The organism is Pseudomonas sp. SA233 (assembly GCF_054792385.1).
Genome location: NZ_CP096449.1, coordinates 1,213,819 through 1,236,751 on the forward strand (window position 1 = coordinate 1,213,819; position 22,933 = coordinate 1,236,751).

A 22,933-nucleotide genomic window follows, 5' to 3' on the forward strand; every position below is an offset into this window, starting at 1 on the left:
GCCTTAAAGGCTCTTGCCCAAGTAGTGCTGGCTGACGCAGTGAGACATTAGTGATTTGGTGTCGAGGGGGCGATAGGAAGTGGGACTTACCGATTGAGAAGATTTTCCGACCCGGATGTGGCTTTTGAGGAAATTGGCTGTGGGAAATTTCTCATTGCCCCGGCGCGCCGGGGCGACAAGGTATACATGGGTGTGGCAACCCATTTATGTTTGGAGTAATTACTGGTCTCTAGCAAATAACAGTAACGTCAACGAGCCATACCTAACTCGGCATCATCCATCAGCGCCTTGGCCATCGCACTGAGATAGTGCGCAGCCCAGATCATCATGGGTTTCTCATCCATTAGCCCGACGATGGTCAACTCCCGCACATAGCCCATCAATTCCGAAGCCTGATCACGGGCGTCTCGGCACGGAATGCCCGCTTCGATGCGAAATAATGGGTGGGTCTGGTTTTCACCCTGGAAGAAAGTGGTCTTGCCGACGGTGAACTGGGTGTCTTCTGTAGTCATTTTTCTAGCAATTCCTTGAAGATTAAAGGAGTTGCCACCGCCGTTTCCACACGAAGGGCGGCAACTGTATGCAGGGTGGAAAACCGGCCTTCAAGGAACCCGGTAGGCCAAACGGCCTCCCACACACAGCTGCCATTACGACAGGAACTTGAAGGTTGACCGAGTTTCCACACCCGCATCGCTGGATTTCAGCGACCTGAAAAGCCTAAGTGGCAGTGTTTCCAGGAACAATCAGACGCCTGTCGACAGAACCTGTAGGGTATTTCCTCAGGCCAGGTATCACCAGATCCAACTAGTAGGGGATATCTGAAATGCCTGTCAGAGTGCTTGCCTTTAGCGACTGTCAGGGCTGCCATGTGCCTGCCTTGAGAGTGATGTCGCCTAGGAGATCGAGCGCCGCCCGCGCGGCGCTTCGCGGGGCAAGCCCGCTCCCACATTTGTTGCAACGTGCCAAACCTGTCAGGCCATGGTTGCCCGCTTTGTTGGCCTGACGATGTCTCCCCGTTGCTGCGGCTGCCGCCCCACATGTCTTTAGTCATGCGCCAAGGCTGACGACCATGGCCTTGCAGGCATGGCCACGTTGCAACAGATGTGGGAGCGGGCTTGCCCCGCGAAGCGCCGCGCGGGCGGCGCTCGATCTCATAGGCGACATCACCCTCGATCCAAACCCCCGCATCCCACCCGAAATCCCATGGAACCTCCCCCCCAACCATTCTGGTCTAGTCTGAAGTTATGACCGGACCTGGGCCAGGGACGTGCAATTGAGTGTCCGGGCCGGATCACCATTGGAGTCCTTGGGAGGTGCCCTCATGAGCCTGCTGCTCGAGCCTTACACCCTGCGTCAGCTGACCCTGCCCAACCGCATCGCCGTTTCGCCGATGTGCCAGTATTCCGCCGTAGATGGCCTGGCCAACGACTGGCACCTTGTCCATCTGGGCAGCCGCGCCGTGGGTGGCGCGGGCCTGGTAATCACTGAAGCCGTGGCGGTGACTGCCGATGGTCGCATCACCGCCGAAGACCTCGGCCTGTGGGACGATGCTCAGATCGCCCCGCTGCAACGCATCACCCGTTTCATCACCGCCCAAGGGGGCGTGCCCGGTATCCAGCTGGCTCACGCCGGGCGCAAGGCCAGCACCTATCGCCCGTGGCTGGGCAAGCAAGGCAGCGTCAAGCTCGAGGAGGGCGGCTGGCAACCGGTAGGGCCGTCGAAGATAGCCTTTGATCCGCAACACACACCGCCACGCGAGCTGACCCATGACGAAATCCAGGATGTGATCTCCGCCTTCGTCGCCTCGACCGAGCGTGCCCTGAGGGCCGGTTTCAAGGTGGTCGAAATCCATGCCGCCCATGGCTACCTGCTGCACCAGTTCCTGTCACCGCTGAGCAACCAGCGTCGCGACGAGTACGGCAGCAGCTTCGAGAACCGCATTCGCCTGACCCTGCAGGTGGTCGAGGCCGTGCGCAAGGTCTGGCCGGCCGAACTGCCGCTGTTCGTGCGGGTATCGGCGACCGACTGGGTGGAGGACGGCTGGAACCCGGATGAAACCGTCGAACTGGCCCGCCGCCTGCGTGGCTTGGGCGTCGACCTGATCGACGTGTCCTCCGGCGGCACCTCGGTCAATGCCGAAATCCCCACAGGGCCCGGCTACCAGACCCGCTTCGCCGAGCGTGTGCGCAAGGAATCGGAAATTGCCACCGGCACCGTGGGCATGATCACCGAACCGGCCCAGGCCGAGCACATTCTGCGCACCGGCCAGGCCGACATCATCTTCCTCGCCCGCGAACTGCTGCGCGATCCGTACTGGCCGCTGCACGCCGACGACGACCTGGGCGGCAACAAGGCCACCTGGCCAGCGCAATACCAGCGCGCCACCAGCCGGGCCAACCCGATTCACGAGTCGGATTTGCGCGACTAGGGTCTACCTGTACTGGCCTCTTCGCGGGCAAGCCCGCGAAGAAGGCGGCTCGGTGTTCGCGGCGGTTCGACGCCTCGATGACCCTGCTCCTACAACGACCGCGTTGGCTTCTCAACTCAGCTATAGGCGGCTTTGCTGAGGATATCGCTTACCCACTGGTTGATACTCTTCTCTGCCAACTCGGCCTTGGCGGCCACGCTGGCATGAAGGGTAGGTTCGAGTCGCAGGCTAAGCTTGCCAGAGTAGGTCTTCTGCGGCTCGCGGCCCAGGCGTTCGCAAGTCTCAAGATAATCGTCCACGGCTTCTTCGAATGCCTGGCGCAACTCACTGATGGATTCGCCGTGAAAACCGATCACATCGCGAATACCCGCAACGTGGCCGATCAGCAACTGGTCTTCGTCGCTGTATTCGATACGAGCGGCATAGCCGCGGTAAGTCATGACATTCATGGTATTACTCCTGCCTGCTCAAGGAACTGGCGGGCGTCTCGTAGTTGGTAGGGCTTTGCGTGCCTGTCCGGATGAGGGCGGTGGAAGGTTGCCACTGCTCCATTGAGTTCAAAGCGAACCCGTGACCCTCGTCCTTCAATCACTCGGGCACCCAGGGATACCAACAGTGATTCCACTCGCGCCCACTCCAGCGTCCTGGGAACCGGCCTTTTCAGTACTGCTTCAAGTGTGGCTTGCTGATGATTATTCATGGTATCAGATTATGATACCAGTAAGCATGGCTCAATGGATGAGCAGTAGGAGGGAGTAGATCAAGCTTGAAGGAAATGTCTGAGATGTTAACCGAGGGGGCAAAGCCCCTCGGCTAACGGTTCGCTCAATGCTTGATCATCACATGCCGCACACAGGTGTAGTCCTCCAGCCCATACATCGACATGTCCTTGCCATACCCCGAATGCTTCTGCCCGCCATGGGGCATTTCGCTGACCAGCATGAAGTGGGTGTTCACCCAGGTGCAGCCATACTGCAGGCGCGCCGCCAGGCGGTGGGCGCGGCCGGTGTCGCGGGTCCATACCGATGAGGCCAGGCCGTAGTTGGAGTCGTTGGCCCATTCCAGCGCCTGCGCTTCGTCGTTGAAGCGGGTCACCGACACTACCGGGCCGAACACTTCGTTGCGCACGATTTCGTCATCCTGCAGCGCATCGGCCAGCACAGTCGGCTCGAAGAAGAAACCGTCGCCATCAATCGCCTTGCCGCCCGTAACGAGGCGAATGTGCGGCTGGGCAACCGCGCGTTGCACCAGGCCCGCGACCTTGTCGCGGTGCTGGGCACTGATCAGTGGCCCCAGTTCGGTGTCCTCGTCTTCCTGCAGGCCCGGCTTGAGGCTAGCCACTGCGGCCCCCAGGCGTTCGACGAAACGCTCGTAGATGCCATCCTGCACGTACAGCCGACAGGCGGCGGTGCAGTCCTGGCCGGCGTTGTAAAAGCCGAAGGTACGGATGCCGTCGATGGCCGCGTCGATGTCGGCATCGTCGAACACCAGCACCGGGGCCTTGCCGCCCAGTTCCATGTGCATGCGTTTCACGCTGTCGGCGGTGGCGCTGATGATGTGCGCACCGGTGGGGATCGAGCCGGTCAGCGACACCATGCGCACCTTGGGGTGGTTGACCAGCGGGTTGCCGACCGTCTGGCCACGGCCGAAGATTATGTTCAGCACCCCCGGTGGCAGCAGGTCCCGGGTCAGTTCGCCAAGGCGCAGGGCGGTCAGCGGGGTCAGCTCGGAGGGCTTGATCACCACCGTGTTGCCGGCAGCCAGGGCCGGGGCGATCTTCCACGCCAGCATCATCAACGGGTAGTTCCACGGCGCGATCGAGGCCACCACGCCCAGCGGGTCGCGGCGGATCATCGAAGTATGCCCCGGCAGGTACTCGCCGGCTGCCGAGCCGCCCAGGCAGCGCGCCGCACCGGCGAAGTAGCGGAACACGTCGGCAATTGCCGGGATCTCGTCATTCAGCGCGGCGCTCAGCGGCTTGCCGCAGTTCTGCGATTCCAGTCGAGCCAGTTCATCGCCATGGGCTTCGATAGCGTCGGCCAGTGCCAGCAAGGCTTGCGAGCGCTCCTTTGGGCTGGTTTGCGACCAGCTGTCGAAGGCCTGGTCGGCGGCGCGCACGGCGCTGTCCACCTGGGCCTCGCTGGCTTCGTTGATCTGCGCCAGGGCACTGCCCAGGGCCGGGTTGAGCACGGTCCAGGCCGGGCCTTCGCCAGCGACCAGTTGGCCATTGATCAGCATCTGCGTTTGCATCGGGGACTCCTCCAGGGTCATTTGCCGCTGCCCGCGACGCTTTCGCCGCCACGGGTCAGGTAATAGGCGCCAAGTATCGGCAGCATGGTCACCAGCATCACCAGCATGGCGACCACGTTGGTCACCGGCACGTCGCGCGGGCGGCTGAGCTGGTTGAGCAGCCAGATCGGCAGGGTGCGTTCGTGGCCGGCAGTGAAGGTGGTGACGATGATTTCGTCGAACGACAGGGCAAAGGCCAGCATGCCACCGGCCAGCAGCGCCGAGCCGAGGTTGGGCAGGATGATGTAGCGGAAGGTTTGCCAACCGTCGGCACCGAGGTCCATCGAAGCTTCGATCAGGCTCTGCGAAGTGCGCCGCAGGCGGGCGATCACGTTGTTGTAGACGATAACCACACAGAACGTGGCGTGGCCGACCACGATGGTGAACACGCCGGGCTCGATCCCCAGGCTCTTGAACGCCGAGAGCAGGGCAATGCCGGTAACGATGCCAGGCAGGGCAATAGGCAGTATCAGCATCAGCGAAATGCTCTCCTTGCCGAAAAAGCTGCGCCTGTACAGCGCCGCCGAGGCCAGCGTACCGAGCACCAGGGCGATCAGCGTGGCCAGGCAGGCCACCTGCAGCGACAGCTTTATCGCTTCCAGCACATCGGGCCGGGCAAAGGCCACGGCGAACCACTTCAGGGTAAAGCCTTTGGGCGGGAAGCTGAACGCCGCGTCTTCGGTGTTGAAGGCATACAGGAAGATGATCAGGATCGGGAAGTGCAGGAACAGTAACCCGCCCCAGGCCGCCAGGCGCAGCCCGGTCGAGGCTTTTTCAGAGTGCATCGAAGGCCCCCAGTCGCTTGACGATGGACAGGTACACCGCGATCAGCACGATCGGCACCAGGGTGAACGCGGCGGCCATCGGCATGTTGCCGATCGCCCCTTGCTGGGCATAGACCATGCTGCCGATGAAATAGCCGGGCGGGCCGATCAGCTGCGGCACGATGAAGTCGCCCAGGGTCAGCGAGAAGGTGAAGATCGAACCGGCGGCAATGCCCGGGATCGACAGCGGCAGTATCACCTGCACGAAGGTTTGCCCGGGCCGGGCGCCGAGGTCTGCAGAGGCTTGCAGCAGCGACGGCGGCAAGCGTTCCAGCGAGGCCTGGATCGGCAGGATCATGAACGGCAGCCAGATGTACACGAACACCATGAAGCGCCCCAGGTGCGAAGTCGACAGCGTGCTGCCGCCCACGCCCGGCACCGTCAGCACCGTTTGCAGCAGGGCATCCAGGTGTAGCTGCTGGACGAACCACTGGGCCACGCCGCCCTTGGCCAGCAGCAGGGTCCAGGCGTAGGTCTTGACGATGTAGCTGGCCCACATCGGCATCATCACTGCGATGTAGAAAAATGCCTTGGTCTTGCCGCTGGTGTAGCGCGCCATGTAGTAGGCGATGGGGAAGGCCAGCACCGCGCTGGCCAGCGACACCGCCAGCGCCATTCCCAGGGTGCGCAGGATGATGTCGAAGTTCGACGGGTTGAACAGCGCGGCGAAATTGCCCAGGGTCAGGTCCGGGGTCACCGCCATGGTGAAGTCGTCGAAGGTATAGAAGCCCTGCCACAGCAAGTTCAGCAGCGAGCCCAGGTAGATGGCGCCGAACCAGGTCAGCGGTGGGATAAGCAGCAGGGCCAGGTACAGGTTGGGGCGCCGGTACAGCAGGTTGGACAGGCCGCGCAGCGTGCTCATGTCAGCGGCCCTCCGTTTCCTGCAGCACCGTCATGGCTTCGCGGGGCCAGTGCGCCTGTACCCGTTGCCCTGTTTGCCATGCCTGTGCCTGGGCCTGCCAGCGGTCGTTGGCCTGGCTCACCGCCAGCAGCTGGCCGCTGTCCAGCTGCAGCTCGTAGCGGGTGGCACTGCCCTGGTACTGGATATCGCGCAGCAGGCCACTGACCTGGACGTGCTGGCTGGCTGTGGCCGGGTCGCCGAGGCGGATATGTTCGGGGCGGATGGAGAAGGGGGCCGGGCTGCCATTGAGCGCCATGGCCAGTTCGCCACGCAGCACATTGGAGGTGCCGACGAATTCCGCCACGAAGGTGGTGGCCGGCTGCATGTACAGGTTGCGCGGGGTGTCGACCTGCTCGATACGGCCGCGGTTGAACACTGCGACGCGATCGGACATCGACAGCGCCTCGGTCTGGTCGTGGGTGACGAAGATGAAGGTGATGCCCAACTGGCGTTGAAGTTTTTTCAGCTCGCCCTGCATCTGTTCGCGCAACTTCAGGTCCAGCGCGCCAAGCGGCTCGTCCAGCAGCAGTACCCGTGGCCGGTTGACCAGCGCGCGGGCCAGGGCCACGCGTTGGCGCTGGCCGCCGGACAACTGCGCCGGTTTGCGCGCGCCGTAGCCGGCCAGGGCCACCATCGCCAGGGCTTCTTCGGCGCGGCTGTGGCGTTCGGCCTTGGCCACGCCTTTTACCTTCAGGCCGTAGGCGATGTTGTCCAGTACGTTCATGTGCGGGAACAGGGCGTAGTCCTGGAATACGGTGTTGACGTCGCGCTGGTAGGGCGGTACGCCCGCAGCCTCGACACCGTGGATGCGGATCGAACCGCTGGTGGGTTGCTCGAAGCCGGCGATCAGGCGCAGGCAGGTGGTCTTGCCCGAGCCAGAGGGGCCGAGCATGGAGAAGAATTCGCCATCGATGATGTCGATGCTGACCTGGTCGACGGCCTTGACCTCGCCGAAGGTGCGGGAAACCTGGGTGAACTGGACGGCTAGGGGCATGCGTGTGCTCCGGACAACTGGCTTACTCCTGTGCCTGCCTCTTCGCGGGTGAACCCGCTCCTACAGGTTCATCACCGCCTGTAAGGGTGGTGCTCTACCTTTGGGAGCGGGTTCACCCGCGAAGAGGCCGGCACAGGCATTCAGGCAACCTCAGCGCCCACCCATGATCGCAATGTAATCCTGGGTCCAGCGGCTATACGGCACGAACTTGCCGCCCTGGGCCTGCGGGGTTTTCCAGAAGGCGATCTTGTCGAAGTTGTCGAAACCGTTGGTCTTGCAGCCCTCGGCCCCCAGCAGCTCGTTGCCGGTGCAGGCCGCCGGCACCGCCGGCAACGAACCGAACCAGGCCGCCACGTCACCCTGTACTTTCGGCTGCAGCGACCAGTCCATCCATTTGTAGGCACAGTTGGGGTGCTTGGCCTCGCTGTGCAGCATGGTGGTGTCGGCCCAGCCGGTCGCGCCTTCTTTGGGAATGGTCGAGGCCACGGGCTGCTTTTCGGCCTTGAGGCCATTGACCATGTAGCCCCAGGAGCTGGAGGCAACCACGCCTTCGTTCTTCACGTCGCTCATCTGCACCGTGGCGTCATGCCAGTAGCGGTGGATCAGCGGTTGCTGCTGGCGCAGCAGTTCCAGCACGGCCTTGTATTGCGCTTCGCTCAGCTCGTACGGGTCCTGGATGCCCAGCTCCGGTTTGGCCGTCTTCAGGTACAACGCCGCATCGGCGATGTAGATCGGCCCATCGTAGGCCTGCACGCGGCCCTTGTTCGGCTTGCCGTCGGGAAGGTTCTGCGGCTCGAACAGCACGCCCCAGCTGGTGGGCGCCTGCTTGAATACGTCGGTGTTGTACAGCAGCACGTTCGGCCCCCATTGGTACGGGGTGCCGTAGACCTGCTTGTCGACCACGTACCAGCCACCGTTCTGCAGCCGTGGGTCGATGTTTTTCCAGTTGGGGATCAAGGCAGTGTTGATCGGCTGTACCCGCTTGCCCGCGATCAGCCGCAGCGAGGCATCGCCCGAGGCGGTGACCAGGTCGTAGCCGCCCTTGGTCATCAGGCTGACCATCTCGTCCGAGGTGGCGGCGGTCTTGACGCTGACCTTGCAGCCGGTTTCCTTCTCGAAGCCGGTCACCCAGTCGTAGGCCTTGTCGCTTTCACCGCGCTCGATGTAGCCGGGCCAGGCGACGATGTCCAGGCGGCCCTCGCCGGGCCCCAGGGCCTTGGGCGGTTCGGCAGCCTGCAGGCTGGCGCTGGCCAGCACGGCGCAGGCGGTTGCGCCGAGCAATGCGGTCTTGTGCACTGACATGGTGTTCCCTCTTCTTGGAGATTTTGGTCGGGGCAGTCATCAAGCAAGCCGTGAAGCGAGCGTTATAGGCGTAGTGCGGTTTACGCGCGGTATTGGCGATATCGAGTCTAGTTGGCTTTTTGCCAGCCAATGCAACATCCGGAAGCAAATCCCCCCATGGCGATCGGGCGGGCAGGGCTTAACCTGACGGTTCCCTTGGCCAACGTGGAGACCGTTTGATGAACACCCGGGGATTGCTCGACCAGTTGCTCAAGTCCGGCCAGGACTTGCTCGCCAGCCAGGCCGGCAAGGGCAGCTCTGGCAAGCCAGGCGCCAGTGCCGGCGGCCTTGGCAGCCTGCTTTCCGGTGCCGGTGGCGGCGCCCTGGCGGCGGGCGCCATGGGCTTGCTGCTGGGCAACAAGAAGGCCCGCAAGTATGGCGGCAAGGCCCTTACCTATGGCGGCCTGGCCGCGCTCGGTGTGCTGGCCTACAAGGCCTACGGCAACTGGCAGGCGCGCCAGCAGGTGGCCGCCACCGAGCCACAGACCGTCGACCGCCTGCCGCCGGCCCAGGCCGAGCTGCACAGCCAGGCGGTACTGCGGGCGCTGGTGGCGGCGGCCAAGTCAGATGGCCATATCGACGAACGCGAGCGTGCGCTTATCGAGGGCGAATTTACCCGCCTGGACAACGACCGCGAGTTGCAGCACTGGCTGCATGCCGAGCTGAACAAGCCGCTGGATCCGGCCGAAGTGGCCCGTGCCGCGCAAACGCCGGAAATGGCCGCCGAGATGTACCTGGCCAGCGTGATGATGGTCGACCAGGAAAACTTCATGGAGCGCGCCTACCTGGACGAACTGGCCCGCCAGCTGCGCCTGGACCCGGCCCTGCGCCAGGAGCTGGAAAGCCAGGCAAGGCAGGCGGTAGTGCAGTAGCAGCGCTTGTCACGACATTTTCAGCGTCTGTGAGATCGAGCGCCGCCCGCGCGGCGCTTCGCAGCGCAAGGCTGCTCCTACATCTGTTTCGGGCCAGTAACGCCTGTACCAATGCACGCGACCGCCTTGTTTGTCCGGCATGACATCGGGGTGGACGCCAAGGGGACGCGCGCCTACGGTGCAGGAATGATTGGCCCGAAACAGATGTAGGAGCAGCCTTGCGCTGCGAAGCGCCGCGCGGGCGGCGCTCGATCTCACAGGCGCTGAAAATATCGCGACAAGCACCCGGTAGCTTTTACTCCATTCCCACATTTCAGCCGCATGAGCACTGGGCGCCTGGGCTATACTTCGGCGATTTTTCCCGCTCGTTGTGAATTCCTGAGGGCTGAATGTGAAGAACTGGACCTTGCGCCAACGGATCCTGGCAAGTTTCGCCGTGATCATCGCCATCATGCTGCTGATGATCGTGGCCGCCTACTCGCGGTTGGTGACCATCGCATCCGCCGAACAGGCAGTGGGGACCGACAGCATTCCCGGCCTCTACTACAGCTCGATGATCCGCAGTGCCTGGGTCGACGGTTACGTGGCTAGCCAGCAGTTGGTAGGCCTGTCCAACCAGCGTGAATTCACCTCGGCCGATGCGGAACTGTTCAAGAGCTTCCAGGACCGCCTGAAAGAGCACATGGCCAGCTATCAGGGCACCATTCAGGATGATGACGACCAGGCGCGGTTCGACGCCTTCATCCAGATGGAGGTTGCCTACCTCAAGATCATCGAGCAGGTGCTGGAAGCCTATCGAAAGCACGACTATGCCGAAGCCCAGCGGTTGATCACCGATGTGCTGACCCCGGCCTGGGTAGAAGGCCGCAAGCTTCTGAACGAAGTGATCGAGCACAACCGTGCCGCTGCTGACGCCGACACCAACGAGATTGTCGGTGCCGTGAGCACCGCCAAGGGCAGCATGATGGTTTCGCTGCTGCTGGCGATCATCGCCGCCGGTATCTGCGGCCTGTTGCTGATGCGCGCCATCACCGCGCCCATGCAGCGCATTGTTCATGCCCTCGACAAACTGCGCTCCGGCGACCTGAGCATGCGCCTGAGCCTGGACCGCAAGGACGAGTTCGGCGCCATCGAAAGCGGCTTCAACGAAATGGCCGAGGCCCTGGCCAACCTGGTGGCCCAGGCCCAGCGTTCGTCGGTGCAGGTGACCACCTCGGTGACCGAAATCGCCGCAACTTCCAAGCAACAGCAGGCCACCGCCACCGAAACGGCCGCTACCACCACCGAAATCGGCGCCACCTCGCGGGAAATCGCCGCCACTTCGCGTGACCTGGTGCGCACCATGACCGAAGTCACCTCGGCCGCCGACCAGGCCTCCAGCCTGGCCGGTTCCGGCCAGCAGGGCCTGGCACGCATGGAAGAAACCATGCACCAGGTGATGGGCGCCGCCGACCTGGTCAACGCCAAGCTGGGCATCCTCAACGAAAAGGCCAGCAACATCACCCAGATGGTGGTGACCATCGTCAAGGTTGCCGACCAGACCAACCTGCTGTCACTCAATGCTGCCATCGAAGCGGAAAAGGCCGGAGAGTACGGCCGCGGCTTTGCCGTGGTGGCCACCGAAGTGCGCCGCCTGGCCGACCAGACCGCCGTTGCCACCTACGACATCGAGCAGATGGTGCGCGAGATCCAGTCGGCGGTGTCGGCCGGGGTCATGGGCATGGACAAGTTTTCCGAAGAAGTGCGCCGCGGCATGTTCGAGGTGCAGCAGGTGGGCGAACAGCTCAGCCAGATCATCCACCAGGTGCAGGCCCTGGCGCCGCGCGTGCTGATGGTCAACGAAGGCATGCAGGCCCAGGCCACCGGTGCCGAGCAGATCAACCAGGCGCTGGCCCAGCTCAGTGATGCCAGCACCCAGACAGTCGAGTCGCTGCGCCAGGCCAGTTTCGCCATCGATGAGCTGAGCCAGGTGGCCGCAGGCCTGCGTGGCGGCGTATCGCGCTTCAAAGTCTGACCGCGATGAACGACTTGCAATCGCGCGCCGCGCGGGCGGGCAACGCCAAGGGGGCGTTGTACCTGCAGTTTCGCATTCGGGAGCAACGCTTTGCCCTGAGCGTGCACGAGGTGATCGAGGTGCTGCCGCGCCAGCCGTTGAAACCGATCGCCAAGGCACCTGCCTGGGTCGCAGGTATCCTTGCGCACCGAGGCCTGTTGGTACCAGTGGTCGACCTGGCGGCATTGAGCTTCGGCCAACCGGCAGCGCAGCGCACCAGTACCCGCCTGGTTCTGGTGCACTACCGAGTCGGCCTGCAGCTTGGCCTGATACTGGAGCAGGCCACCGAAACCCTGCGTTGCCACCCCGACGAGTTCCAGCCGTATGGCGTGGACAGCGGCGAGGCCCCGTATCTGGGCCCGGTGCGTCAGGATGAGCAGGGCTTGTTGCAGCGCATCGAAGTCAACGACCTGCTCCCCGATGCCGTGCACGAGTTGCTGTATGCGGGTGATCCGACAGGGATGCCGACATGAACGAACAGCATTTTTTCCGCTATTTGCGCGAGCGCATTGGCCTGGACGTGGAGTCGGTGGGCGCGCCCATGGTCGAGCGTGCGCTGCGCCAGCGTTGCGTGGCCGTGGACGCCGCGGACCTGGATGATTACTGGCTGCATCTGCAGCAGTCGACGGATGAGCAACAGGCGCTGATCGAAGCGGTCATCGTCCCGGAAACCTGGTTCTTCCGTTACCCCGAATCCTTCACCGCCTTGGCCAGCCTGGCGCACAAGCGCCTGGCCGAGCTGGCCGGGGCGCGCCCGCTGCGCTTGCTCAGCCTGCCTTGCTCGACCGGCGAGGAGCCCTATTCGCTGGCCATGGCCTTGCTCGATGCCGGTATCGCGCCGGGGGCGTTCATGATCGACGGCATGGACATCAGCCCCAGTTCCGTGGCCAAGGCCGGGCAGGCCGTGTACGGGCGCAATGCCTTCCGTGGCAGTAACCTGGGCTTTCGCGAGCGTTACTTCGATGCGCTCGAGGAAGGCCACCTCCTGCATGAGCGGGTGCGTGACCAAGTCAGCCTACAGGTGGGCAACGTACTCGACCCGGCCCTGGCCAGCCGCGATGGCCTGTACGACTTCGTGTTCTGCCGCAACCTGCTGATCTATTTCGACGTGCCGACCCAGCAACGGGTGTTTGAGGTGCTCAAGCGCTTGCTGCATCCACAGGGCGTGCTGTTCATCGGCCCCGCCGAAGGCAGCTTGCTGGCGCGGTTGGGCATGCGCCCGCTGGGGATTGCCCAGTCGTTCGCCTACGTGCGCCAGGAGGGCGGTAGCGCTGCGCTGGCTACGCCCCCGGTCCAGCCCTTGCGGCGCACATCGCCAGCACCTGCCAAGCCAGGCTTTCCGTTACCGAGCGCAGCGTTGCCGCGCCCATTGCGGGTGCTCCCCTTTGCCGCCAAGCCAGCACCGGCGCGCGAGCACAAACGCGAGGATGCAACTGAGTTGCTGGCCAGCATTGCCCGGCTTGCCAACGCCGGTGCCAGCGAGCAGGCCCGTGCCGAATGCCAGCGCTACCTGGGCCAGTTCGCGCCTTCGGCGCAGGTTTACTACTGGCTGGGGCTGCTCAGCGACACCGAAGGCGATGCGCAGCAGGCTCTGACCCACTATCGCAAAGCCCTGTACCTGGAACCGCAGCACTCCGAGGCGCTGGTACACCTGGCTGCCTTGCTGGCAGCCCAGGGTGACCTGGCCGGTGCCCGGCGCCTGCAGGAGCGCGCCGCACGGGTTGGCAGGGAGTCTGAACGATGAAGGAATCCGCGATGCAATTGCTCGCCGAGGATGACGCGCACATCGACGACTGCTGGAACCGCATTGGCGTGCACGGCGACAAGCAGTGCCCGCTGCTGGAGCGTCACGTTCACTGCCGCAACTGCGAGGTATATGCCGCAGCGGCCACACGCCTGCTCGACCGCTACGCGCTGATGCAGGACCACCAGGCTGCCGCGGCGCCACCGGTCGAGGAGAACACTGGCCGCTCCATGCTGCTGTTCCGCCTTGGCGAAGAATGGCTGGCGCTGCCCACCGCCTGCCTGGCCGAAATTGCCCCGCTGCAGGCGGTGCATTCGCTGCCGCACCAGCGCTCGCGGGTGCTGCAGGGGGTAGCCAACGTACGTGGTGCGCTGGTGCCGTGCCTGTCACTGGCTGACTTGCTGGGTGTGCAGGCCAGCGCTGCCGAGCAACGTGGCGGCCGGGCGATGCCACGCATGCTGATCCTGGCCGCGGAGGGCGGGCCGGTGGTGATGGCGGTCGAGGAAATCGACGGCATTCACCGGCTCGACCCGCTTCTGCTGAACAGCGGGCAGGACGCCTCCCACTTCACCGCAGCGGTCCTGCAATGGCGTGGCCGCAGCGTGCGGGTGCTGGACGATCAACATTTACTGTCTGCCGTGCAGCGGAGCCTGTCATGACCCCAGAGCAAATGCGCGACGCATCGTTGCTCGAACTGTTCAGCCTGGAGGCCGAGGCGCAGACCCAGGTGCTCAGTGCCGGCCTGATGGCGCTGGAGCGTAATCCCACGCAGGCCGACCAGCTTGAGGCTTGCATGCGCGCGGCCCACTCGCTGAAGGGCGCGGCGCGGATCGTCGGAGTGGACGCTGGCGTCAGCGTCGCCCATGTCATGGAGGACTGCCTGGTGGCCGCCCAGGAGGGTCGCCTGCGGCTGAGCGCTGAGCATATCGATGCCCTGTTGCAGGGCACCGACCTGTTGATGCGCATCGCCACGCCTGGCGATGCCGGGGCGCACGCGACCGTGCCGGTGTTCCTTGCGCAAATGGCCAACCTGCTCGACCCGGGGGCGGCAGCCTTGCCCCCCGCGCCGCCAGCCGTGCCAGCGCTGCCGGAAACGCCGGCGCAAACCGTGCAAGCCGAACCTTTGCCGCTGCCCGTCGAACCCTTGGAGCCTGAGCCCGAGCCCGAGCTGGCCCCGCGTCGCAAGGCCGGCAAGCGCACCGGCGAAGGTACGGAGCGGGTGCTGCGGGTCACCGCCGATCGCCTCAACAGCCTGCTCGACCTGTCCAGCAAGTCGCTGGTGGAAACCCAGCGGCTCAAGCCTTACCTGGCCACCCTGCAGCGCCTCAAGCGCATGCACGGCCAGGGCATGCAGGCGCTTGATGGCCTGCGCATGCAACTGGAGGACAGTGGCCAGAGCAGCGAGGTGCTCGAAGCCCTGGCACAGACCCAGCGCCTGCTGGCGGAAACCCAGCAGATCCTGCAGCAGCAGGCTGCCGACCTGGACGAGTTCGGCTGGCAGGCCAGCCAGCGCGCACAACTGCTCTACGACACCGCGCTGGCCTGCCGGATGCGGCCGTTTGCCGATGTGCTGACCGGCCAGAGCCGCATGGTGCGCGACCTTGGCCGTTCGCTGGGCAAGCCGGTGCGGCTGCTGGTGGAAGGGGAAAAGACCCAGGTCGACCGTGATGTGCTGGAAAAGCTCGAGGCACCGTTGACCCACCTGTTGCGCAACGCGGTCGACCACGGCATCGAGCTGCCCGAGCGGCGCCTGCTGGCGGGCAAGGTGGAGGAGGGCGTGATCCGCCTGCGGGCCTCGCACCAGGCCGGTATGCTCAGCCTTGAACTGATCGACGACGGTGCCGGCATCGACCTCGAACGCCTGCGCAGCAGCATTGTCGAGCGCGCCCTGTCGCCCGCTGACACGGTGGCGCGCATGAGCGAGGAAGAGTTGCTGACATTCCTGTTCCTGCCCGGTTTCAGCCTGCGCGACAAAGTCACCGAGGTGTCCGGGCGCGGTGTCGGCCTGGATGCGGTGCAGCACATGATCCGGGAGCTGCGCGGTTCGATAGAGCTGACCCAGCTGGCCGGGCAGGGCTGCCGTTTCCATTTGCAGGTGCCACTGACCTTGTCGGTTGTGCGCAGCCTGGTGGTCGAGGTGGGTGGCGAGGCCTATGCCTTCCCGCTCGCTCATATCGAACGCACGCTCGAAGTAAGTGCCGAAGAGATCGTGCAGATCGAGGGGCGCCAGCATTTCTGGCACGAAGGCCGGCACATAGGCCTGGTCGCGGCCAGCCAACTGCTCAATCGCCCCGCCGGGCAAACGCAGGAGAGCAACCTGCGCGTGGTGGTGATTCGCGAGCGCGAGCAGCTGTACGGGGTAGCCGTGGAGCGACTGGTGGGCGAGCGGGTGCTGGTGGTGATGCCGCTCGACCCACGGCTGGGCAAGGTGCAGGACATCTCTTCCGGCGCCCTGCTCGACGATGGCTCGGTGGTGCTGATCGTCGATGTGGAGGACCTGCTGCGTTCGGTGGAGAAGCTGCTCAGCACCGGCAGCCTGGAACGCATCGACCGCGGCAGCAGCGGCACCCGTGGCGTGGCGCGCCAGCGCATCCTGGTGGTCGATGATTCGCTGACCGTGCGTGAACTGCAGCGCAAGCTGCTCGGCAACCGTGGTTACGACGTGGCCGTTGCGGTGGATGGCATGGACGGCTGGAACGCCTTGCGTGGCGAGGACTTCGACCTGCTGATCACCGACATCGACATGCCACGCATGGACGGCATCGAGCTGGTCACCCTGGTGCGTCGCGACCAGCGCCTGCAATCGCTGCCGGTGATGGTGGTGTCCTACAAGGACCGTGAGGAAGACCGACGGCGGGGCCTGGATGCCGGCGCCGACTACTATTTGGCAAAGGCCAGTTTCCATGACGATGCGTTGCTGGATGCTGTGGTTGAGCTGATCGGAGGTGCTCAGGGATGAAGATCGCCATCGTCAACGACATGCCCATGGCCGTCGAGGCGCTGCGCCGGGCGGTTGCCCTCGAACCGGCGCACCAGGTGGTGTGGGTGGCCAGTAATGGCGCCGAGGCGGTGCAGCGCTGCACCGAGCAGCAGCCAGACCTGATCCTCATGGACCTGATCATGCCGGTCATGGATGGCGTCGAGGCCACCAGGCGGATCATGGCCGAAACCCCTTGCGCCATCGTCATCGTCACGGTCGATCGCAAGCAGAACGTGCACCGGGTATTCGAGGCCATGGGCCACGGCGCCCTCGACGTGGTCGACACGCCGGCGCTGGGGGCGGGCGATCCGCGTGAAGCGGCAGCGCCACTGCTGCGCAAGATCCTCAACATAAGCTGGTTGATTGGTCAGCAGCGCGCACCGGCCGCACGCCCGGTCGCCGCACCCGTGCGGGCGGCGTCACAGCACCGCGGGCTGGTTGCGATCGGTTCGTCCGCTGGCGGCCCGGCGGCCCTCGAAGTACTGCTCAAGGGCCTGCCGGCGGCGTTTCCGGCGGCCATCGTGCTGGTCCAGCATGTGGACCAGGTATTTGCCGCGGGCATGGCAGAATGGCTCAGCAGCGCCGCCGGCTTGCCGGTGCGCCTGGCCCGTGAGGGCGAGCCACCACAGCCGGGGCAGGTATTGCTGGCCGGCACCAATCACCACATCCGCCTGCTACAGAACGGCCAACTGGCCTACACTGCCGAACCTGTCAATGAAATTTACCGGCCCTCGATCGATGTGTTCTTCGAGAGTGTGGCGCGCTATTGGACCGGCGATGCGGTGGGTGTGTTGCTTACCGGCATGGGCCGCGATGGTGCCCAGGGCCTGAAGCTGATGCGCCAGCAGGGCTTCCTGACCATTGCCCAGGACCAGGCCAGCAGCGCGGTATACGGGATGCCCAAGGCCGCTGCGGCCATCGATGCCGCAGTGGAGATCCGCCCGCTGGAACGCATAGCCGGGCGCTTGATGGAATTTTTCGCAAAATGACGAAGTGTATTGAATCACGCCGCCAGGCCGGCAGTGATCGGGTGAACAGGTATGAATGATTTACCGATCGAAGGTTTCACGACCCCCAACGAGAACTCGGCGATGGTGCTGCTGGTCGACGACCAGGCCATGATCGGCGAGGCGGTGCGGCGTGGCCTGGCCAACGAAGAGAACATCGACTTCCACTTCTGCGCCGATCCGCACCAGGCAGTGGCCCAGGCCGTGCGAATCAAGCCTACGGTGATCCTCCAGGACCTGATCATGCCTGGCCTGGACGGGCTGACCCTGGTGCGTGAATACCGCAACAACCCGGCTACCCAGGATATCCCGATCATCGTCCTGTCGACCAAGGAGGACCCGCTGGTCAAGAGCGCAGCCTTTGCTGCCGGGGCCAACGATTACCTGGTCAAGCTGCCGGATACCATCGAGCTGGTGGCGCGCATCCGCTATCACTCGCGTTCCTACCTTACCCTGTTGCAGCGCGACGAGGCCTACCGTGCTTTGCGCGTCAGCCAGCAGCAACTGCTCGATACCAACCTGATGCTGCAGCGGCTGATGAATTCCGATGGCCTGACCGGGTTGTCCAACCGCCGCCACTTCGACGAGTACCTGGAACTGGAATGGCGCCGGGCCATGCGTGAGCAGCAGCAGTTGTCGCTGCTGATGATCGACGTGGATTACTTCAAGGCCTACAACGACAGCTTTGGCCACCTGGCCGGTGACGAGGCCTTGCGCCAGGTGGCGGAGGCGATCCGCGGCTCGTGCTCGCGGCCGACCGACCTGCCGGCGCGCTATGGCGGCGAGGAATTCGTCCTGGTATTGCCCAACACCTCGCCGGGTGGGGCACGCCTGGTGGCCGAGAAGCTGCGCCAGACCGTGCTCGGCCTTGGCATCCCGCACACCGCGCCGGTGCCCGACTCGTATCTGACCGTGAGCATTGGCCTTGCCACCCAGACTCCGTCCATCGGCAGCCATAGCCGGCAACTGATCTCGGCTGCGGACAAAGGCCTGTACCAGGCCAAGAATGGCGGGCGCAACCAGGTTGGCATCGCCTGACAGGGCCTGCACGGTAATTGCGGCCATTCGGCGCCCGGCGGGTCTGCCGCCCTGCGGCGGACTCGGTTATACTCGCAGGCTTTTCACCGAATTCGTGCGAGTAGCCAGCCCATGGAAATCCAACCGATCCTGAACACCATCAAGGACCTCACCGAGCGTTCCCAGTCCATTCGGGGGTATCTTTGACTACGATCACAAGCATGACCGCCTGATCGAAGTCAACCGCGAGCTGGAAGACCCCAACGTCTGGAACAAGCCCGAGTACGCCCAGGCCCTGGGCCGCGAGCGTGCCATGCTGGCACAGGTTGTCGAGACCCTGGACAAGCTGTCCGGCGGCCTGGCGGACTGCCAGGAGCTGCTCGACATGGCCGTCGAGGAAAATGACGAAGGCGCCGTCGGCGACGTCGTGACCGAGCTGGAAGGCCTGGAAGAAAAACTGGCCCAGCTCGAGTTCCGTCGCATGTTCAGCGGCGAGATGGACATGAACAACGCCTACCTGGACATCCAGGCCGGCTCCGGTGGTACCGAGGCGCAGGACTGGGCCAACATCCTGCTGCGCATGTACCTGCGCTGGGCCGACAAGCGTGGTTTCGATGCCACCATCATCGAGCTTTCCGAAGGTGAAGTCGCCGGTATCAAGGGCGCCACCGTGCATGTCAAGGGCGAGTACGCCTTCGGCTGGCTGCGCACCGAGATCGGCGTGCACCGCCTGGTGCGCAAGAGCCCGTTCGACTCCGGTGCCCGTCGCCACACCTCGTTCTCGGCGGTGTTCGTGTCGCCCGAGATCGACGACAAGGTCGAGATCGAGATCAACCCGGCCGACCTGCGTATCGACACCTATCGTTCCTCCGGTGCCGGTGGTCAGCACGTGAACACCACCGACTCGGCGGTGCGTATTACCCACGTACCGACCAACACCGTGGTGGCCTGCCAGAACGAACGCTCCCAGCACGCCAACAAGGACACCGCCATGAAAATGCTGCGGGCCAAGTTGTACGAACTGGAAATGCAGAAGCGCAACGCCGCCTCGCAGGCGCTGGAAGATAGCAAGTCGGACATCGGCTGGGGCCACCAGATCCGCTCCTACGTGCTGGATGACTCGCGTATCAAGGACCTGCGTACTGGTGTAGAGCGCAGCGACTGCCAGAAGGTATTGGACGGCGACCTCGACCAGTACCTGGAAGCGAGCCTCAAGCAAGGGCTGTAAATCGCACACAACCGCCGCGGTACCTGGCATGGGCCGGTACCGCGTGCCCTGCCCGAAAGGGGCACCGAACACCTGATGGAAAGAATGACGAAATGAGCGACCTCAAGACCGAAGCGCAAGACCTGCAACAGGAAGAAAACGCCCTGATCGCCCTGCGCAAGGAAAAGCTTGCCGCCGAGCGCGCCAAGGGCAATGCCTTCCCCAATGACTTCCGTCGCGACAGCTACTGCAACGACCTGCAGAAGCAGTATGCGGACAAGACCAAGGAAGAACTGGAAGCTGCAGCGATTCCGGTCAAGGTTGCCGGCCGCATCATGCTCAACCGCGGCTCGTTCATGGTCATTCAGGACATGACCGGCCGTATCCAGGTCTACGTCAACCGCAAGACCCTGCCGGAAGAAACCCTGGCCGCGGTCAAGACCTGGGACCTGGGCGACATCATCAGCGCCGAAGGTACCCTGGCCCGTTCCGGCAAGGGCGACCTATACGTCGAAATGACCAACGTGCGCATGCTGACCAAGTCGCTGCGTCCGCTGCCCGACAAGCACCACGGCCTGACCGACACCGAGCAGCGCTACCGCCAGCGTTACGTCGACCTGATGGTCAATGAAGAAACCCGCCACACCTTCCGTGTGCGTTCGCAGGTCATCTCGCACATCCGCAAGTTCCTCATCGAGCGCGACTTCCTCGAAGTCGAGACGCCGATGCTGCAGACCATCCCGGGCGGTGCCGCAGCCAAGCCGTTCGAAACCCACCACAACGCCCTGGACATGGCCATGTTCCTGCGCATCGCGCCGGAGCTGTACCTCAAGCGCCTGGTGGTTGGTGGCTTCGAGAAGGTGTTCGAGATCAACCGCAACTTCCGTAACGAAGGCGTTTCGACTCGTCACAACCCTGAATTCACCATGCTCGAGTTCTACCAGGCCTACGCCGACTACCGCGACAACATGGACCTCACCGAGGAACTGTTCCGCGAGCTGGCGCAGCTGGTACTGGGCACTACCGACGTGCCGTACGGCGACAAGGTGTTCCACTTCGGCGAGCCGTTCGCCCGCCTGTCGGTATTCGACTCGATCCTCAAGTACAACCCGGAGCTGACCGCTGCCGACCTGCAGGACGTCGACCGCGCCCGCGACATCGCCAAAAAGGCCGGTGCCAAGGTGCTGGGCCACGAGGGCCTGGGCAAGCTGCAGGTGATGATTTTCGAAGAGCTGGTCGAGCACAAGCTGGAGCAGCCGCACTTCATCACCGAGTACCCGTTCGAAGTATCGCCGCTGGCCCGTCGCAACGACGACAACCCGGCTGTTACCGACCGTTTCGAACTGTTCATCGGTGGCCGCGAGATCGCCAACGCCTACTCCGAGCTCAACGATGCCGAAGACCAGGCCGAGCGCTTCCTGGCACAGGTGGCCGAGAAGGACGCCGGTGACGACGAAGCCATGCACTACGACGCCGACTTCGTTCGCGCACTGGAGTACGGCATGCCGCCGACTGCAGGTGAAGGTATCGGTATCGACCGCCTGGTGATGCTGCTGACCAACTCGCCGTCGATCCGCGACGTGATCCTGTTCCCGCACATGCGTCCGCAGGCCTGAGTGAATTGAACGAGCCGCCTTTCGAGGCGGCTTTTTCTTGCCTGAAGCTTTATGTTGTCAGTACCGGCCTCTTCGCGGCTAAAGCCGCTCCCACAGGGATCCCACTACCCTCAGGCTGGTGCGGTCCCTGTGGGAGCGGCTTTAGCCGCGAAGAGGCCGGCACTGACGAAACACTGTCCATGAGGTACCCCCCGTGACACCCGCAATGCCTCACCAGGGCGCCGCCGGCATCGCCACCGCCGTCGCCGAAAGCGTGCAATACCAAGGCCGCAAGACTGCCCGCCAGGGCAGCGAGCAGCGTCGCCAACTTATCCTCGACGCGGCCATGCGCATCGTCGTGCGCGATGGCGTACGCGGTGTGCGCCATCGCGCCGTCGCCGCCGAGGCCGGTGTGCCATTGTCGGCCACCACCTACTACTTCAAGGATATCGAGGACCTGCTCACCGATACCTTTGCCCAGTACGTCGAACGCAGCGCCGCCTACATGGCCAAGCTGTGGGCCAATACCGAGGTGGTGTTGCGCCAGTTGCTGGCCCAGGGTGACGGCAGCCCGCAGGCGCGGGCACGTCTGGCTGACGAGGTAGCACGCATGACTGCCGACTACGTGCAGCGACAGTTGCTGACTCGCCGTGATTTTCTGATGGCCGAGCAGGCCTTCCGCCAGGAGGCGCTACTGTGCCCGCGCCTGGCTCAACTGGTGTGCGCCCATGAACAGATCCTGCTGCATGGCACCCGCCAATTGCTGCAGGTGGTGGGCTCGCAGCAACCGGAACAGGACGCCCAAATGTTGACGGCGATTATCGAGCAGATGGAATATCAGGGCCTGCTCAAGGATGCGAACGCGCAAGCCGATGGGCAGATGCTCGCTATGCTTAGCCGATACCTGCAGCTGGTGCTGGCATCGGCCTGAGCCGAGACCGACTTTTCAAGGAGAACCTGATGAAAGCCTGGCGTGTGGTGTTGTTGACTTTGTCATTCCTGCTGCTGGGCGGTTGTCTGGTGACCTTCCACGAGCCGTTGCCGAGCAACCAGGCGGCGCCCAAGGCCCTGCTGGGCAAGTGGAGCAGCAAGGACGCCTGGGGCGAGCCGCTGAAGCTGGTGATCAGCCGTAGCGGCGGTGATGCCTACAAGGCGGTGGCCACGGCCAAGGGCAAGGCCCCTGAGGAATACGTGTTCACCGTGTCACGCCACGGTAACCGCTGGTACCTGTCGGCTGGCGTGCCGAAGCGCCTGGGTGGCAACTTCCTGATCGGCGGTTTCGATATCGTCGATGGCAAGGAACTGGTGGTCTACAACCTGGATGTCGAGCAGGTGCAGCAGGCGGTGGACAAGAAGGAGCTGACCGGGCGCAGCACCGAAGTGCCGGAAGACAACGGCGACGGCGTGCTGATCGACAGCCCGTCGGCGCGGGTGCTGGCGTACCTGGACGACCCGGCCAACTCTGACCTGTTCGTTGAAGTGGCGCGGTTCCAGCGCTCCGGCAAGTAAATACCTGTGCCGGCCCAGGTCCCCTGTAGGAGCAGCCTTGTGCTGCGAAGAGGCCAGTAGGGCAAACCATTTCAGTTGCCGCTAATGGCCTCTTCGCAGCACAAGGCTGCTCCTACAGGAACCGAGGCCGGTACAGGCAAAGCAAGGCTTGGCACTTTGTTCCAATAAGGAG

Annotated in this window: 21 protein-coding genes; 13 read left to right on the forward strand and 8 right to left on the reverse strand. The window is 63.9% G+C overall.

The genetic code is table 11. The annotated features are described in order from the left end of the window. Nucleotides 1–248: 248 nt before the first annotated feature. Entirely contained in the window at nucleotides 249–512 is a 264-nt protein-coding gene (locus M1D87_RS05630; protein WP_025337923.1) for a DUF3077 domain-containing protein, read from the reverse strand. Nucleotides 513–1,321: 809 nt separating this feature from the next. On the opposite strand from M1D87_RS05630, the gene M1D87_RS05635 reads away from it, so the two are divergent. Continuing rightward, on the forward strand, nucleotides 1,322–2,428 hold the full coding sequence (locus M1D87_RS05635) for an NADH:flavin oxidoreductase/NADH oxidase (RefSeq protein WP_123085712.1): 1,107 nt from the start codon (nucleotides 1,322–1,324) through the stop codon (nucleotides 2,426–2,428). Between the two features lie 116 nt (nucleotides 2,429–2,544). Here the strand turns inward: M1D87_RS05635 and M1D87_RS05640 are convergent, their stop codons facing one another. The 7 genes from M1D87_RS05640 to ydcS all read right to left on the reverse strand — a co-directional run bounded on the left by M1D87_RS05640 (nucleotide 2,545) and on the right by ydcS (nucleotide 8,738). Next, the gene (locus M1D87_RS05640) at nucleotides 2,545–2,877 is read right to left on the reverse strand and encodes a type II toxin-antitoxin system HicB family antitoxin (protein WP_003252175.1); all 333 of its coding nucleotides are present in this window, start codon (nucleotides 2,875–2,877) and stop codon (nucleotides 2,545–2,547) included. Continuing rightward, nucleotides 2,874–3,128, reverse strand: coding sequence for a type II toxin-antitoxin system HicA family toxin (locus M1D87_RS05645; RefSeq protein ID WP_087502647.1), 255 nt, complete (start codon nucleotides 3,126–3,128; stop codon nucleotides 2,874–2,876). The genes M1D87_RS05640 and M1D87_RS05645 overlap by 4 nt, the downstream gene beginning before the upstream one ends. Before the next feature lie 125 nt (nucleotides 3,129–3,253). Next, the gene (locus tag M1D87_RS05650) at nucleotides 3,254–4,678 is read right to left on the reverse strand and encodes a gamma-aminobutyraldehyde dehydrogenase (RefSeq protein WP_123085713.1); all 1,425 of its coding nucleotides are present in this window, start codon (nucleotides 4,676–4,678) and stop codon (nucleotides 3,254–3,256) included. 17 nt (nucleotides 4,679–4,695) lie between these two features. Continuing rightward, nucleotides 4,696–5,502 (reverse strand): ABC transporter permease, encoded by an 807-nt coding sequence (locus M1D87_RS05655; protein ID WP_123085714.1) that lies wholly within the window; start codon nucleotides 5,500–5,502, stop codon nucleotides 4,696–4,698. Then, nucleotides 5,492–6,403, reverse strand: a complete 912-nt coding sequence (locus tag M1D87_RS05660; RefSeq protein WP_039612796.1) for an ABC transporter permease — start codon at nucleotides 6,401–6,403, stop codon at nucleotides 5,492–5,494. Before M1D87_RS05660 ends, M1D87_RS05655 begins: the two co-directional genes overlap by 11 nt. A 1-nt stretch (nucleotide 6,404) precedes the next feature. Continuing rightward, entirely contained in the window at nucleotides 6,405–7,436 is a 1,032-nt protein-coding gene (locus M1D87_RS05665; RefSeq protein WP_039612797.1) for an ABC transporter ATP-binding protein, read from the reverse strand. A gap of 150 nt (nucleotides 7,437–7,586) precedes the next feature. Next, nucleotides 7,587–8,738 carry a putative ABC transporter substrate-binding protein YdcS gene (gene ydcS / locus M1D87_RS05670; protein WP_123085715.1) on the reverse strand — a complete coding sequence of 384 codons (1,152 nt, stop codon included), beginning with the start codon at nucleotides 8,736–8,738 and terminating at the stop codon, nucleotides 7,587–7,589. A gap of 218 nt (nucleotides 8,739–8,956) precedes the next feature. Here ydcS and M1D87_RS05675 point away from each other — a divergent pair, with 218 nt between their 5' ends. From M1D87_RS05675 to M1D87_RS05730, 12 genes are all read left to right on the forward strand, one after another. Next, on the forward strand, nucleotides 8,957–9,649 hold the full coding sequence (locus M1D87_RS05675; protein WP_039612799.1) for a tellurite resistance TerB family protein: 693 nt from the start codon (nucleotides 8,957–8,959) through the stop codon (nucleotides 9,647–9,649). 391 nt (nucleotides 9,650–10,040) lie between these two features. Then, nucleotides 10,041–11,663 carry a methyl-accepting chemotaxis protein gene (locus tag M1D87_RS05680; protein WP_039612800.1) on the forward strand — a complete coding sequence of 541 codons (1,623 nt, stop codon included), beginning with the start codon at nucleotides 10,041–10,043 and terminating at the stop codon, nucleotides 11,661–11,663. A 5-nt stretch (nucleotides 11,664–11,668) separates the two neighbouring features. After that, nucleotides 11,669–12,175: a chemotaxis protein CheW gene (locus M1D87_RS05685; RefSeq protein WP_039612801.1), complete on the forward strand. Its 507-nt coding sequence runs from the start codon at nucleotides 11,669–11,671 to the stop codon at nucleotides 12,173–12,175. Further along, nucleotides 12,172–13,446 carry a CheR family methyltransferase gene (locus tag M1D87_RS05690; protein ID WP_123084289.1) on the forward strand — a complete coding sequence of 425 codons (1,275 nt, stop codon included), beginning with the start codon at nucleotides 12,172–12,174 and terminating at the stop codon, nucleotides 13,444–13,446. The genes M1D87_RS05685 and M1D87_RS05690 overlap by 4 nt, the downstream gene beginning before the upstream one ends. Then, nucleotides 13,443–14,105 (forward strand): chemotaxis protein CheW, encoded by a 663-nt coding sequence (locus M1D87_RS05695; RefSeq protein WP_123084288.1) that lies wholly within the window; start codon nucleotides 13,443–13,445, stop codon nucleotides 14,103–14,105. Before M1D87_RS05690 ends, M1D87_RS05695 begins: the two co-directional genes overlap by 4 nt. After that, a complete protein-coding gene (locus M1D87_RS05700) occupies nucleotides 14,102–16,405 on the forward strand; it encodes a hybrid sensor histidine kinase/response regulator (RefSeq protein ID WP_123084287.1) in 2,304 nt (767 codons plus the stop codon). Before M1D87_RS05695 ends, M1D87_RS05700 begins: the two co-directional genes overlap by 4 nt. Next, on the forward strand, nucleotides 16,402–17,415 hold the full coding sequence (wspF, locus tag M1D87_RS05705) for a Wsp signal transduction system protein-glutamate methylesterase WspF (RefSeq protein ID WP_013971215.1): 1,014 nt from the start codon (nucleotides 16,402–16,404) through the stop codon (nucleotides 17,413–17,415). Before M1D87_RS05700 ends, wspF begins: the two co-directional genes overlap by 4 nt. 51 nt (nucleotides 17,416–17,466) lie before the next feature. Continuing rightward, nucleotides 17,467–18,471, forward strand: a complete 1,005-nt coding sequence (gene wspR, locus M1D87_RS05710) for a Wsp signal transduction system regulator diguanylate cyclase WspR (RefSeq protein ID WP_003258607.1) — start codon at nucleotides 17,467–17,469, stop codon at nucleotides 18,469–18,471. A 111-nt stretch (nucleotides 18,472–18,582) separates the two neighbouring features. Further along, a protein-coding gene (gene prfB, locus M1D87_RS05715; RefSeq protein ID WP_421091597.1) for a peptide chain release factor 2 occupies nucleotides 18,583–19,678 on the forward strand; the annotation gives its coding sequence in 2 pieces (ribosomal slippage) (nucleotides 18,583–18,654 and nucleotides 18,656–19,678; 1,095 coding nt in all). A gap of 92 nt (nucleotides 19,679–19,770) precedes the next feature. Continuing rightward, nucleotides 19,771–21,273, forward strand: a complete 1,503-nt coding sequence (gene lysS, locus M1D87_RS05720) for a lysine--tRNA ligase (protein ID WP_421091598.1) — start codon at nucleotides 19,771–19,773, stop codon at nucleotides 21,271–21,273. A 205-nt stretch (nucleotides 21,274–21,478) separates the two neighbouring features. Next, a complete protein-coding gene (locus M1D87_RS05725) occupies nucleotides 21,479–22,183 on the forward strand; it encodes a TetR/AcrR family transcriptional regulator (protein ID WP_061550997.1) in 705 nt (234 codons plus the stop codon). A 29-nt stretch (nucleotides 22,184–22,212) separates the two neighbouring features. Further along, the gene (locus tag M1D87_RS05730; protein WP_003258915.1) at nucleotides 22,213–22,761 is read left to right on the forward strand and encodes a hypothetical protein; all 549 of its coding nucleotides are present in this window, start codon (nucleotides 22,213–22,215) and stop codon (nucleotides 22,759–22,761) included. Nucleotides 22,762–22,933 lie beyond the last annotated feature (172 nt).